General features: G+C 69.8%; 11 protein-coding genes. 5 read left to right on the top strand and 6 right to left on the bottom strand.

Annotated features, from left to right (window positions below; translation table 11 throughout):
- Positions 1–8 precede the first annotated feature (8 nt).
- On the bottom strand, positions 9–446 hold the full coding sequence (gene gvpO, locus FHR37_RS32505; RefSeq protein ID WP_092889178.1) for a gas vesicle protein GvpO: 438 nt from the start codon (positions 444–446) through the stop codon (positions 9–11).
- A gap of 451 nt (positions 447–897) precedes the next feature.
- On the opposite strand from gvpO, the gene FHR37_RS15620 reads away from it, so the two are divergent.
- From FHR37_RS15620 to FHR37_RS15610, 3 genes are all read left to right on the top strand, one after another.
- A complete protein-coding gene (locus FHR37_RS15620; RefSeq protein ID WP_092889181.1) occupies positions 898–3,420 on the top strand; it encodes a GH116 family glycosyl-hydrolase in 2,523 nt (840 codons plus the stop codon).
- 71 nt (positions 3,421–3,491) lie between these two features.
- Positions 3,492–4,994: a serine hydrolase domain-containing protein gene (locus FHR37_RS15615; RefSeq protein WP_092889184.1), complete on the top strand. Its 1,503-nt coding sequence runs from the start codon at positions 3,492–3,494 to the stop codon at positions 4,992–4,994.
- Positions 4,995–5,073: 79 nt separating this feature from the next.
- Positions 5,074–6,168: a winged helix DNA-binding domain-containing protein gene (locus FHR37_RS15610; protein ID WP_092889187.1), complete on the top strand. Its 1,095-nt coding sequence runs from the start codon at positions 5,074–5,076 to the stop codon at positions 6,166–6,168.
- 29 nt (positions 6,169–6,197) lie between these two features.
- Here FHR37_RS15610 and FHR37_RS15605 read toward each other — a convergent pair whose 3' ends face one another.
- The 5 genes from FHR37_RS15605 to FHR37_RS15585 form a co-directional block, all read right to left on the bottom strand.
- A complete protein-coding gene (locus FHR37_RS15605; protein WP_092889190.1) occupies positions 6,198–6,527 on the bottom strand; it encodes a twin-arginine translocase TatA/TatE family subunit in 330 nt (109 codons plus the stop codon).
- Positions 6,528–6,694: 167 nt separating this feature from the next.
- Positions 6,695–7,393, bottom strand: coding sequence for a biosynthetic peptidoglycan transglycosylase (locus FHR37_RS15600; protein ID WP_175542798.1), 699 nt, complete (start codon positions 7,391–7,393; stop codon positions 6,695–6,697).
- A gap of 108 nt (positions 7,394–7,501) precedes the next feature.
- On the bottom strand, positions 7,502–8,515 hold the full coding sequence (locus tag FHR37_RS15595) for a Gfo/Idh/MocA family protein (RefSeq protein ID WP_092889196.1): 1,014 nt from the start codon (positions 8,513–8,515) through the stop codon (positions 7,502–7,504).
- Positions 8,512–9,525 carry an alcohol dehydrogenase catalytic domain-containing protein gene (locus tag FHR37_RS15590; RefSeq protein ID WP_237769091.1) on the bottom strand — a complete coding sequence of 338 codons (1,014 nt, stop codon included), beginning with the start codon at positions 9,523–9,525 and terminating at the stop codon, positions 8,512–8,514. The genes FHR37_RS15595 and FHR37_RS15590 overlap by 4 nt, the downstream gene beginning before the upstream one ends.
- Positions 9,526–9,635: 110 nt before the next feature.
- A complete protein-coding gene (locus tag FHR37_RS15585) occupies positions 9,636–10,661 on the bottom strand; it encodes a hypothetical protein (RefSeq protein WP_092889202.1) in 1,026 nt (341 codons plus the stop codon).
- A 139-nt stretch (positions 10,662–10,800) separates the two neighbouring features.
- Between FHR37_RS15585 and FHR37_RS15580 the strand changes: the two genes are divergently transcribed.
- Together FHR37_RS15580 and FHR37_RS15575 are read left to right on the top strand one after the other, a co-directional pair.
- A complete protein-coding gene (locus FHR37_RS15580; protein WP_092889205.1) occupies positions 10,801–11,454 on the top strand; it encodes a TetR/AcrR family transcriptional regulator in 654 nt (217 codons plus the stop codon).
- 812 nt (positions 11,455–12,266) lie between these two features.
- On the top strand, positions 12,267–13,028 hold the full coding sequence (locus tag FHR37_RS15575; protein WP_092889207.1) for a class I SAM-dependent methyltransferase: 762 nt from the start codon (positions 12,267–12,269) through the stop codon (positions 13,026–13,028).
- Positions 13,029–13,030 lie beyond the last annotated feature (2 nt).

Genomic DNA, 13,030 nt, shown 5'->3' with positions numbered 1-13,030 from the left:
CCGGGCGGTCACATTTCACCTGCCTGGTTACGCGGGTATCTGCGCTGCCGTCGATACGCCGTGATGTTTCCGTCCGAGTCCGTGCGGGCTTCGTAACTCGCCAGAATGCTGGTGGTGTCCGGAACGCGAGGGACCTCGATGATCTCCACCTGGAAAACCCAGCCGTCGCCGTCGCTTTCCAACCGGGAGACCCCGGCAGCTTCGCAGTTGGTCAACGCGGACAACTGCTCCATGGCGGTACGCGAGACCCGCATGGGATCCGTCCCCCGTTTGCTGCTCAGGTCACGGCTGGGGCGGTCGCGCCGGTCACTCCCGTCCCCTCGGCCCCCACGGTCGGCGCGGTCAGGGGAGTCGCCACGAGTGGTCCGCCGCGGACGTTCGGGGCGGCCGTCGTCACGAGTACGCCGGGAAGCGCGATCGCTGCCGCGCCTGCGTTCGTCGGTCATTCGCGTGATTTCTCTTCCTTGCGCCCGAATTCCACAGTCGCGGTGACGCGCAATCGTCCACGTCCGGGCGCGCGATGCGCGGATTCCTAACTGCCACGCTACGCAGTGACCCCGAAAGATACGAGGTTGCCGGCGCCCAGTGTTCCGCCTTTCGGCAAAGGGAAATCGGCGCCATGTCGAAGAATTTCGACGAAGAGAATTCGAAAGCCGACGAGTGTGCTGCGGGGTGGCGAACCGGGAACTGCCGGTGCCGGTCAGCCGGGTGCGGCCAGCCCCGGCGTACCGGCCCGGATCGCCTTGACAGGGTTCGGGCGGCGACCATAGTTTCGCGAGGATCCGCACCGTATGCGCAGGCAGCGGACGACGACCCAGGAGACCACCGAAGTTCCGGCAGCGCCGCCCCAGACGACGCTGGGGGCGCGGGCCGCCGGAGCGGAGAGGCAGTGCGCGGATGACCGCGGAGACCTTGGACTGGCCCGTCCTCAACCGATACGACGTAGCTCACTCGCTCCGGGTCGCACTGCCGCTGGGCGGCATCGGCACCGGCACGGTCAGCCTCGGTGGGCGTGGTGACCTGCGCGACTGGGAGGTGGTCAACCGTCCCGCCAAGGGGTTCGCGCCGAAGTGGAGCTTCTTCGCGGTGCGGACGGCACCCGCGGGCGGCGGCGCTCCGGACGCGGTGGTGGCACGGGCGCTGGAAGGACCGATCGACCTCGTGCTGTACGAGGGTGGACACGGGTCCGGCGTGCCCAACCACGGCCTGCCGAGGTTCCGGCGGTCGGAGTTCCTCGCGGCCTACCCGTTCGGTCAGGTGGTCCTGGAAGACCCCGACGTGCCCGCCGACGTGCGGGTGCAGGCGTTCAACCCGCTGGTGCCCACCGACGCCGAGGCGAGCGGCCTGCCGGTGGCCGTACTCCGGTACGCCGTGACGAACACCGCCGCCCACGCGCTGGAAGTGTCCGTGGCGGGCAGCGTGTCGAACTTCGTCGGCACCGACGGAACCGAGGGTGTGGCCAAGGACAACCGCAACACCGTACGCCGGGAGGACTTCGGCACCGGCGTACTCCTCACCTCCGACGGGGTGCCCCGCGAAGCGGAGCAGTGGGGCTCGCTGGCCCTGGTGGCGCTCGGCGAGGACGACGTGACCACCCGCACCGCGTGGGCCGACCACAGCTGGGGTGGGGAGCTGCTGGACTTCTGGGACGACTTCACCGCCGACGGCCGGCTGGAGGAACGCGCCGGCGGCACCGACACCCCGACGGCATCGGTCGCCGCGACCCGGACGCTCGCGCCGGGGGAGACGCACACGTTCACGTTCCTGCTCGGCTGGCACTTCCCGAACCGCCGCAACTGGGACCGCACCGAGACCGTGGGCAACCACTACGCGACGAAGTACGCCGACGCGTGGCAGGTGGTCACCGACACCGTGTCCGCGCTGCCCGAGCTCGAACGCCGGACCCGGACGTTCGTCGAGGATGTCGTCGACTCCGACCTGCCGGCCGCGGTCCGGGAGGCCGCGCTGGCCAACCTGTCCACGTTGCGCACCCAGACCTGCTTCCGCACCGCCGACGGCCGCTTCTTCGGCTGGGAAGGGTGCAGCGACGACGTGGGGTGCTGTGCCGGCAGCTGCACCCACGTGTGGAACTACGAACAGGCGACACCGTTCCTGTTCGGTGCGCTGGCGACCTCGCTGCGGGAGGTGGAGCTGGCGTACGCGACCGGTGCGGACGGGCGGATGCCGTTCCGTATCCCGCTGCCGCTGGACCGCGCCGGGACCGACCCCGGCCCGGCCGCCGCCGACGGGCAGATGGGCTGCCTGGTCAAGCTCTACCGCGAGTGGCGGATGTCCGGGGACGACGAGCTGCTGCGCGCCCTGTGGCCGGCTGCCAAGCGCGCGTTGACGTTCGCCTGGATCCCCGGCGGCTGGGACGCCGACCGCGACGGGGTGATGGAGGGCTCTCAGCACAACACGATGGACGTGGAGTACTTCGGCCCCAACCCCGAGGTGGGGGTGTGGTACCTCGCCGCCCTGCGTGCCTGTGAGGAGCTGGCGACCTACCTGGACGACAAGGACTTCGCCGCGACGTGCGCCGACCTGTTCGCCCGCGGCAGTGCCTGGCTGGACGAGAACCTCTTCAACGGCGAGTACTACCGGCACGAGATCCGCCCGCCCGGCTCGGAGGACGCGATCGCGCCGGGCCTGCGGCTGAAGGGCATCGGTGCCCGCGATCTTGTCAACCCAGAGTTGCAGATCGGGGACGGCTGCCTGGCCGACCAGCTGGTGGGGCAGAAGCTCGCCCATCTGTACGGCCTGGGTGACCTGCTCGATCCGGCACACGTCCGGACGACGTTCGCGAGCATCCTGCGGCACAACCGGCGCGACACCATGGCCGGCCACTTCAACCCCATGCGCAGCTACACCCTCGGCGACGAGGCGGGCCTGGTGGTCGCGGCGTACCCGCACGGAAACCGTCCGGAGCGGCCGTTCCCGTACTTCGACGAGGTGTGGAGCGGGCTGGAGTACACCGCCGCCGTCGGGATGATCTGCGTCGGCATGGTGGACGAGGGCGTCGGCGTGATCGAGACCACCCGGAGCCGCTACGACGGCCGGCGCCGCAACCCCTTCGACGAGGCGGAGTGCGGTCACCACTACGTCCGGGCGATGGCGAGCTGGGGTGCGGTGCCTGCGCTGACCGGCTTCGGCTACGACGGTGTGCGCCGGGTGCTGACGTTCGCCGCCGTGGACGAGGCCGCCGACGGGGTGCGGTGGTTCTGGTCGAACGGCTGGGCCTGGGGTGTCGTCGAGCAGGCCCGTGCCGCCGATGCCGGCTCGGGGGTGGACGTACGCCTGAACGTACGCGAGGGCAGTCTTCGGGTGCGTGAGCTGGCCCTGACCGGACTGGGGTCGGCCGACCTGGGTGAGCGCACGCTCGGGCCGGGGGAGCAGGTCACGGTGCGGGTTCGGACCGCGTGAGCCGCATTCGCACCCGGTTGGCATGATCGGTTGCGCGGACCGCCCGCGCGGATGGTGAATCGAGGTCTGGCATGGACGGCAACGATGTCAGGGATGTCAATGTCAGGGATGTCAAGGAAGCCTTGCCCCGATCGGCTCCGGAGGCCCAGGGCATCCCGTCCGGGGCGCTACTCGACTTCGTGACGGCCCTGGAGGAACGTGTCGACGCCGTACACGGCTTCGTGCTCGTGCGCCACGGACACGTGGTGGCACAGGGCTCGTGGGCGCCGTATCCGCTGAACGGGTCGCGGATGGTGTTCTCCCTCAGCAAGAGCTTCACCTCCAGCGCGGTCGGGCTGGCGGTGGACCAGGGCCTGCTGTCCGTGGACGACCCGGTGCTGAAGTTCTTCCCCGACGATGCGCCGGAGGAGGTTTCGGACCACCTGGACCGGATGTGCGTACGCCACCTGCTGACGATGACCACCGGCCACGCCGCCGACACCGCCGTCGTCCGCACGACCGGAGAACGCAACTGGGTAAGGGGAATTCTCGCCAAGCCGGTCGAGCACGAGCCCGGAACCCACTTCTGCTACAACAGCGGGGCGAGCTACCTCCTGTCCGCCATCGTGCAGCAGGTGACCGGCTCGATGTTGCTTGACTACCTTCGGCCGCGGTTGCTCGAGCCGCTGGGCATCACCGACGCGACGTGGCAGACCTGCCCGCGCGGGATCAACACCGGCGGCTGGGGGCTGACCCTGCGGGTGGGCGAGATCGCGCGATTCGGGCAGCTCTATCTCCAGCAGGGTAAGTGGAACGACCGGCAGCTGATCCCGCGGGAGTGGGTGGCCGAGGCGACCTCCCGGCAGGTGGGCAACGACGGCGAGCCGGAGATCGACTGGCGGCAGGGATACGGCTACCAGTTCTGGCGTTGCCGCAACGGCGCCTACCGCGGCGACGGTGCGTTCGGTCAGTACTGCCTGGTGATGCCCGAGCAGGACGCGGTGCTGGCGATGATCGGCGGGATGACGAACATGCAGGGCCCGCTGGACCTGGTGTGGGAGCACCTGCTGCCGGCGATGGGAGCCGAGCCGCTGCCGGCCGACGACGACAGCCACGAGCGGCTGGAACGCCGGCTGGCCACCCTGGCGCTGCCGGAGCCCTCCGGTCGCTCGACCTCGCCCAGGGCGGCCAGGTTCTCCGGGCAGACCTACCGCGTCCGGATCGGCGACCACAGCGGGGAGGACCCGGCCCTGGCGCTGCGCCTGCCGGTTCGGGCGGCCCAGACGATCAGCTTCGACGTCGGCGGCGACGGCACCTGCAGGCTCAGGTTGCGCGACGGTGGCGGCGAGCACGAGGTGGCCGGCGGGGCGAACGAGTGGCTGGCCGGCACCACCACCCTGGTGCGCGACGACCCCGACCGGGTGCTCGTCCGGGCGACCTGGACCGACGAGGACACCTGCCAGCTGCGGATCTGCTTCGTGGGTACGCCGTTCATCCGTACCCACGCACTGAGGTTCGAGGGTGACAAGGTGACGTTGACGACGTTCGACAACGTGCTCCCCGCGCCGTCACCGGTGGTCGCTCAGCTCGACTGACCACGCCTGGCCCGGCCTTCCGGTCTTCGGGCCGCAGGGTCGGCGCCGGAGTGAGGGTGGTCCCGGGCATGATGGCGACGTGGAGCTTCGTACCGTCCTCCGGCACCGCCTGGCCACCCAGCGGGTGACCGGCCCTCCGCTGCCCACGGCCGCCGACGTGGTGCGCCTGCTGACGTGCGTGCAGGCGCAGGAGCGCGAGCACGCCTGCTTCTCGCTCGCGTTGCGAAGCCGGGCGACCACGCTGGAGGAAGTGCGCGCCGAGCTCGACTCGGGTGCGTTCGTGCGCACGCACATCCTGCGGCCGACCTGGCACTTCGTCGCCGCGGAGGACCTGCGCTGGCTGCTCGACCTCACCTCGCCGCGGGTGGAACGCGTGGTCGCCCTCCAGCTGCGGCGGTCGTCACTGGACGAGCGGCACGTCGGACGGGCACTGGAGGTCCTCGCCGACGCGCTCGGCGGCCGCAACTTCCTTACCCGCAAGGAGATCGGCGATCGGTTCGCCGCGGCCGGACTGCCGGGATCCGGCCAGGACCTCGGCAACCTGGTGATGGTGGCGGAGCTTCGAGGGCTGGTGTGCAGCGGGCCGATCCGTGGAGTCCAGCACACCTACGCGCTGGTGGACGAGGTGGTCGCGCCGACGCCCGCACGAACGCGCGAGGAGGCCCTGGCCGAGCTGGCCCGGCGGTTCTTCGGCGGTCACGGACCCTCCTCGATCAGGGACCTCACCCGCTGGGCCTCGCTGACGGTCACCGACGCCAGGGCAGCGTTGGCCGAGGTGGGCAACGGGCTGGAACGCGTCGACGTCGACGGCGTGCCGCACTGGTACGACCCCGCCCTGGTGGCTGAGCTACCCGAGCGGCAGGCGGCGCCGGTGCCGCGCCGCGCACACCTGTTCCCGACGTACGACGAAGCGGTGCTGACCTATCCCGCGGTCAACTTCCCGCCGCCGCAGGGGTCCGAGCCACCCGCACCCGACCAGTGGGTGGGCACTGTCGTCGTGGACGACCACCGGGTCGGTACGTGGAAGCGTGCCGTCGGCCGGAACGCCGTCACCGTCGAGTCCCGGCTGGCCGGCAGCCTCGACGACGAGCAGCGCGGCCTGGTCGACGAAGCCACCGAACGCCTCGGCCATTTCCACGGCCTGCCCGTCCGGCACCTCGCCGCCCGATCGTAGGGCCCCGGGCCTTGTGCAAGGTGAACTTGTCAGTTCGAGGTGTGCGGCTCGGACGGCGCGGCGCCGGGTGCCTGCGGTGCGGGATGTGGCTGGACGTCCGGCTGGTGGCCGGCGGTTGGTACCTGACCGGGCTGCTGGTAGCCCTGCTGCAGGTGAGCCGGCTGCGCCTGGCCGGACTGGCCCTGGGGGAGGGCGCCGGATCGGGCCTGGTCGGAGGAGTCGTCGTCGCGCAGCTCATGGCGGAAGATCCGCAGCGACTGCGCGAGTCCCTTGGCCGTCTGGGGCAATCTGGTCGCTCCGAACAACAGGACGAGTACGACACCGATGATCAAGAGTTCCGGTGCGCCGAGGCTGCCCATGACTACTCCTTAACTGGAAACCCCACCGAGCATAGGTCGCCGGGCATACCCGATCACCGAGCGGCAGCCCGGCTTTGCCGACCCTTGAGGTCGTCATGGCATCTGCTGTCCGAACTGCACCCGATTGCCCACGTCCCGACCGGTGCTCACCCGTCGGTCAGCAGAGCCTAGATCTGTTTCCTGGGAGCCTGACCCGCACCGTTCAGCGGGTGGCCGGCACATGCCGCGTCCGCCGCGGCCCGCGAGCTGAGCTGCTCGGTGGCGACAAGTCGGAGGAGCGCGTGCTGTTGGCGGGCGCAGGCGCGTTCGGGATAACGGATCGGGTCGTACGCCGAGGGCGCCTGCAGCAGACCGGCGAGCAGGGCGGCCTGCCCCCAGCTGAGCTGTGACGGCGCGCGCCCGAAGTAGCCCTCGCTGGCCGCGTCCAGGCCCCAGTAGCCGTGCCCGAAGTACACCACCGACGCGTACATCCGCAGGATCTGGTCCTTGTCGAAGCGGCTGTAGAGCTTGACCGCGAGCACCGCCTGTTCGGCTTTTCGTCCGACCCCGTCGGAGGATCCTCCGGCGTACAACTGCTTGACCAGTTGCTGTTCCAGGGTGGCGCCGCCCACGTCTCCGCGGCCGCTCACCCTGGCCGCGGCCACCCGGGCGACCGAGACGGGATCGACGCCCACGTCGGAGTAGAAGCGGGAGTTCTCGGTGGCGACCAGCGCTGCGGCGAAGCGTGGCGGCACCGCGGCGGACGGGCCGGAGATGTGGTGGGCCGAGGCGAAGTCGGCCGCGCGTTGTTCTGCGTCGCCGACTCCGGGCGTGACCGCCAGGGCGACCGCGACGGCCACCACCGCCAGCGAGAGGGGCAGTGCCACCAGGCGACCCAGCCGACCCAGGCGGCCCGGCCGGCGCCGCCGTTTCCGTACGTTCACACAAGGACTCTAGATGCCCAACCTGGACGAGGCAGCCGGTCGCGGAGTCGCTCAATCGCCCCGGGATGGCATCGGGGTCGGGACGCGCCGGCCGGACTCGTACGACGAAATCGCCGCCTGGGCGAGCTGGAGCGCCCGCCGGCCAGCGGTGGCCGGCACCGGGGGCGGCGCACCCTCGCGGAAGGCGGCCAGCAACTCCGCCACGTGCCGGTCGAAGGTGGCGTGGAAGCTGCGCGCCTCGTCGTTGAAGTAGCCGGCCTCCCAGACGGTCCGGGTCTCCTCACCGGCCCGGGAGAGCGTGAACCGCCGGACCGTGTCGTCCACCACCGCCCGGCCGAGGGTCCCGTTCACCTCCACCTGCTGGGTGCCGGGGTAGGCGTACGACGAGTCGTAGCTGCCCAGCAGGGTGCCGACCGCACCGGAGGTGAACGTCAGCGCGATCGCGACGGTGCTGAAGGCGCCGTAGGTCGCGTTGCCCATCTGCGCCATCACCGACTTGATCGGCCCGCCCAGGTGCTCCAACAGGTCGAAACCGTGACACTGGGTCTCGATCAGGTTCGCGTGCGGTGACCTCCCGTGGTTCGCCTCGCCGCCGAACCGCCAGGTGAGGAACGTGAGCCGGCCGAGTTCGCCCGCGTCGATCGCCGCCCTGGCGCGCAGGAACGGCTCGGCGTACCGGTGGTTGAAGTTGATCGCGAAGAAGCTGCCGCTGTCGGCCGCGGCCGCCAGCAGCCGGTCGGCTTCGTCGAGGTCGAACACCAGCGGCTTCTCCACCAGCAGGTTCGCTCCCGCCCGGAGTAGCCGCAGGGTCACCTCGAAGTGGTCCTCGTTCGGCAGGCAGACCGACACCAGGTCCGGCCCGGCCTCCTCCAGCAGCCGGCCGAGATCGGTGTACGGGGTTGTGTCGTACTCCTTCGCCCGCGCGGTGGTCCGCTCCGGCGAGCGGCCGAGGACGCCGACGAGTTCGGTGTCGCTGCGGCCGGCGAAGATCCGCGCGTGCTGAGCTCCCCAACCACCCGCGCCGACGACCGCCACCCGGACCAGCTCGGTCCTACGTCCGGTCACGTCGCCGGCTCCTGGACTATGACGACCTTGCCGGTCTGCCCGGACAGGAACAGCTCGAACGCGTGCGGGAGGTCACCGGGCGGGAACGTGTGCGTGATCACCCGGCCGATGAGGTCGCGGTTCTCGACCAGCAGCCGGTGGTTGTCCGGCATCTCGTCGTACCGGAAGTACTCGCTGCCGAGGACGGCGCGTTCGGGGGAGATGAGGTCGCGGGAGACGTTCAGCGTCAGTCCCTCGCCGTGGCCGACGCAGATCAGCGCACCGCGCTTGGCCAGTGCGGAGATCGCCGTCTGACGTGCCGAGCCACGACCGGAGGAGTCGAACGCGACGTCCGGCGCGATCTTCCTCAGCGCGGCCTCGTCATTGGCGTCCAGCGCGGTCACACCGAACGACTCCGCGAACTTCCGCCGCCAAGGGCTGACGTCGCTGACGTAGATCGGAAAGTCAACGCCGTAACGGATCCGGGCCATCACCACCAGGCCCAGCCCGATCGGCCCGGCACCCGCGACGTAGACGCTCTGGATGTCCTCGCGTACCAACTCGGCCCGGCGCAACGCGTGCCCGCTGGTGCCCATCACGTCGAGGAGCATCGTCGCCTCGGCCAGTGGGATGGAGTCGTCGACGGCGAAGAAGTTCGTCTCGTGGGTGAGCAGGAACGGGCCGTACCCGCCGTCGGTGTTCTGGCCGACGTCGGCGCGCTTGGCGAAGCACTGGTTGGTCGCTCCGGCCCGGCAGCTGCGGCATTCCCCGCAGTAGTCCATGAGGTAGACGGCGCCATGGGTGCCGATCTCGGTGCTGGTGCCCGGGCCGGTGGCCACGACGACACCGGCGGCCTCGTGGCCGGGCACGATGGGACTGCCGTTGACGTACTCGCCCCGGTCGGTCCCGCAGATCGCGTTGGCGCCGACCGCGAGCAGCAGCTCCCCGTCGCCGGGGTCGCGGTAGGTGTGTGGCTCGAACTCGATGACTCCGTTGCCGCGGAAACGCGGCACGACTCTGTGGTGCGGCACGGGTTCGAATGTACGCAGGGCAAGGGCGGGAGGGCGCTTCTCGCGGTGTGCACTTCTGGCCGAGCCCGGACGGCCGTCACCCACGAGTGGTTCGGTGAAAGCCGAGCCTGTCAGCCGCCGTAGTAGTCCGCGACGGCGGTGAAGGCCGCCTTCGGTTCCCAGGCCAGGCCCGGGTAGGTCTCGCCGTCGCGGCCCTCCAGGACCTTGACGATGGCGGGACTGGCCAGGTCCAGGTCGTCGCGTGGGTCGCCGTCGGGGCGGTGCGGATGGCTTTCGAGTGCGAAGAGGAAGACGAAGGTGGCATCGACGCCGGCGGTGTCGAAGATCTCCAGCAACTCGCGCAGATACCGGGCCTGACCCGCCTCGTCGCGGGCGTACTCGCCGTTCAGCCGAAGGAGAGCGCCGGTGGTCCTGTCATACTCGGCGATCTCCATGAAGCGGGCGCCCAGATCGCCGGCACCACGAAAGCAGGCTGACCCGAACTCAGTGATCGCGACCGGTTTTCCCTGCGCCACAAGCGCTCGCACACCGTCGGCGAACTGGTCCGCCACCTCGGGGGAGCGGTAGAGGTCCGCGCCCACGATGTCGAAGGGCGCCCAGTCGACGCGTTCGAGCGGGATGGCGGCGTAGGTGATTCTTCCTGTGAAGCGTTCGCGGACGACTTTCACGGTTTGGCGGAGGAAGTCGTTCACGCCGGCGCTGAGGGTGGCGATCCGCTCGGGCATGCGGTCCCGGTCACCGAGCAGTCCCTCGAGGCGTTCCTCGACGGTGCCACCGGGAAGGAACCCGGGATTCATCAGGCTCAACTCGGCCCCCGCGACGAAGACCACCTCACCTCCCCGCTGTCGGATCCGTTCGGCGCGCTCCGCACAGTCGGCGAAGAGGGCGAGCATCCGGTCCGCGGTGAGTTCGAGCGGGTACGGCGAGAACCACACCTCCAGACCGAGGTCGGCGGCATGCTTCGCCGCCAGGTCCAGCCGCTCCGGATCGCCGCCGATGATCCGCACGGCGGTGCAGTGCAGGTCGTCACGGATGATGCCGAGTTCACGCCTGACGATCTCGGGGTCGAAGTGCTTCCGGGAGGTGCCGCCGTTCCGGATGAAGCCGGTGTCGTAGCTGATTCCTCTTGCCCGCATGGGACTACTACCTTCCTGCTGGTTCGGTCCGCGGACGCTCCCGCCGAAGGGAATCCGCATGGCGTCAGGACGACCCTAGCTTAAAAGTGCGTGTACGCAAGATTGCGCGTACGCATCGAGGGTGTGGAATGCTGGGGCCGTGACAGATCGACGGACGGGCCTGCGCGAGCAGAAGAAGCAGGCGACCCGGGAGGCCCTGCGCGCCGCGGCGCTACGACTGGCGGTGGAGCGCGGACCGGACAACGTCCGGGTGGACGACATCGCCGAGGCGGCCGGGGTCTCGCCGAGGACGTACAACAACTACTTCTCCAGCAGGGACCAGGCGATCATCGCGGCGGTCACCGCCGAACGCGAGGCCCGGGTCGCCGCGGCGGTGACGGCTCGGCTGGCCGACGCGTCGCTCGCCGAGGCGGTGGTCGCGGCCGTGGTCGAGCAGTACACAGCCCCGGACGACCGGGCGCGCGGTGCGATGTTGCTGATCACCGGCCGCTCCAGCCTTCGGAACGCGTTCGTGGAGTCCGCGGCCGCGATGGAGGATCCGCTCGCCGCCGTGTTCGCGGAGCAGTTGAAAGGAGACGACGACCTCAGCGCCCAGGTGCTGGCCGCGAGCGTCTCCGCCGCCGTTCGGGTCGCTCTCCGGCGCTGGTTGCGAGCGGCCACCGAGTCCACTTCGTCCGGCGGACTCGTTGTACCGTCCGGCTCGCTGCCCGACTTGCTACGCGCCGCACTCGCGCCACTCGTGCCCGCCCTCGACGCAGTGGGGAAGGGACCACGTCCGCGCCGCCGTCGGTAACCTGCCTACGTCCGGTCGGAGGCTGCTCAACGGTGACGGATGAGTTGGAAGAAGTCTCGGGACGAAGATCATCGTCGCGTCTACCATGACGCATGGGTGCGCGTTGGTCCGAAGTGAAGTGGGCCTTCCGATGGGTTTTCGGTAAGCCACGCCGAGCTCTTCGGTGGCTCTGCTGGATGGCCGTGATGTGCACGGGATGGGGTATAGCCAACGCCTACTCGTGGCCCTGGTGGCACTACCTCCTTGGCGGGGTGCTCTTTTTCGTCGGGACGTTCGGTGCGGACCAGATCATTCATTCTCGCCCTCCGGTCCCCAGCAGGGGCAAACACAGGCAGGGCGGGAGGAGCACCACCCCGTCCGAACCGCCGGCCGGCGTGGCCGCCGCGGATGAGCTGGAAGAAGACGCGGGCCGGAGATGATCTTCGCGGCTACCATGACGCATGGGCGGGATGTGGTCCAACGGGGAGCGGTCCTTCAGATGGATTTTCAGTACGCCGCGCCGTGCTCTCGGCTGGCTCTGCTGGGTGGGCGTGTGGTGCGTCGGGTTGTTCGTTTTCGTGTCGCCCTGGCCTTGGTGGCATTACCCCGTCGGCATGCTGGTCTGGACCATCAGCTGGACCAAGTTGATGCTCTTCGTGCCAATACCCCCTCCTGCTCCCGGTCCGAGCGGGGGGAGACATCGGCGGGAGGAGGAGCCCAAGTCGGTGATCGAAACCACGTCGGGACCACCTCCGCCTTCCGCTGAACCCCGCCGTACGACGGAGGCCAACTAATCGGTTGGCGGCCGACGGGGCGGTGGGTACGGTCGCGCAATGGACCGGATCCTCGGCTACACCAGATCGAACCAGCGCAGCTGGGACGAGATCGCACCGGCTCGGCCGGCTCAACCGGCCGCGTTCTTTCTCGACGGCGGCAGCACCCTCGACAACTTCGAGCCGGGACTCCTCCCGGACGTCGCCGGCAAACGGATGCTGCACCTCGCCTGCGCCAACGGCAACGACTCGATCTCGTGGGCGTTCCGCGGCGCGTCGGTGACCGGCATCGACATCAGCCACGTGGGGATCGAGAACGCGAACGCCCTTGCACAGCAGACCGGAGCGAACGCGCGGTTCGTCGTCGCGGACCTGTACGAGTTGCCTGCGGACCTGCGGGACTTCGACGTCATCTACGCGAGCTGGGGAGTGGTGTGCTGGCTGCCCGACCTCGACCGGTGGGCAGCGACAGTCATGGAGCGGCTGAGTCCGGGTGGCACGTTCCTGTTGTGCGAACACCATCCCGTGTGGGAGGTGCTCGGAGTCCGGGCCGGGGGAGTCGAGGTGACCGTTGACTACTTCGGCCGCGGCAACCCGACGCAACAGACGTACGACCAGGCCAAGCGTCCCGCCGGGTCCACACCGGACACGAAGTTCGACGCGTTCGTGTGGCCGGTCAGTGACGTCGTCATGAGCCTGATGCGTGCCGGTCTGCACATCGAGGAGTTCTTCGAGGCGCCCGTCGCGCAGATGTACGAAGGCCTGGGCGACACGGCCACCCGTGTGCCCGCCGTCTACGTGGTCAGGGCCGTCAAAGGCTGACG

This window comes from Actinopolymorpha cephalotaxi, assembly GCF_013408535.1.
In the GTDB taxonomy this organism is placed as follows: domain Bacteria; phylum Actinomycetota; class Actinomycetes; order Propionibacteriales; family Actinopolymorphaceae; genus Actinopolymorpha; species Actinopolymorpha cephalotaxi.
The sequence above is the reverse complement of the archived record's forward strand: the minus strand, read 5'-3'. Positions and strand labels throughout refer to the sequence as shown.

What these genes read in the sequence shown, in the direction of transcription:
- gvpO (WP_092889178.1), bottom strand. Translation starts at nt 446, where the DNA reads ATGACCGACGAACGCAGGCGCGGCAGCGATCGCGCTTCCCGGCGTACT.
- FHR37_RS15620 (WP_092889181.1), top strand. Translation starts at nt 898, where the DNA reads ATGACCGCGGAGACCTTGGACTGGCCCGTCCTCAACCGATACGACGTA.
- FHR37_RS15615 (WP_092889184.1), top strand. Translation starts at nt 3,492, where the DNA reads ATGGACGGCAACGATGTCAGGGATGTCAATGTCAGGGATGTCAAGGAA.
- FHR37_RS15605 (WP_092889190.1), bottom strand. Translation starts at nt 6,527, where the DNA reads ATGGGCAGCCTCGGCGCACCGGAACTCTTGATCATCGGTGTCGTACTC.
- FHR37_RS15585 (WP_092889202.1), bottom strand. Translation starts at nt 10,661, where the DNA reads ATGCGGGCAAGAGGAATCAGCTACGACACCGGCTTCATCCGGAACGGC.
- FHR37_RS15575 (WP_092889207.1), top strand. Translation starts at nt 12,267, where the DNA reads ATGGACCGGATCCTCGGCTACACCAGATCGAACCAGCGCAGCTGGGAC.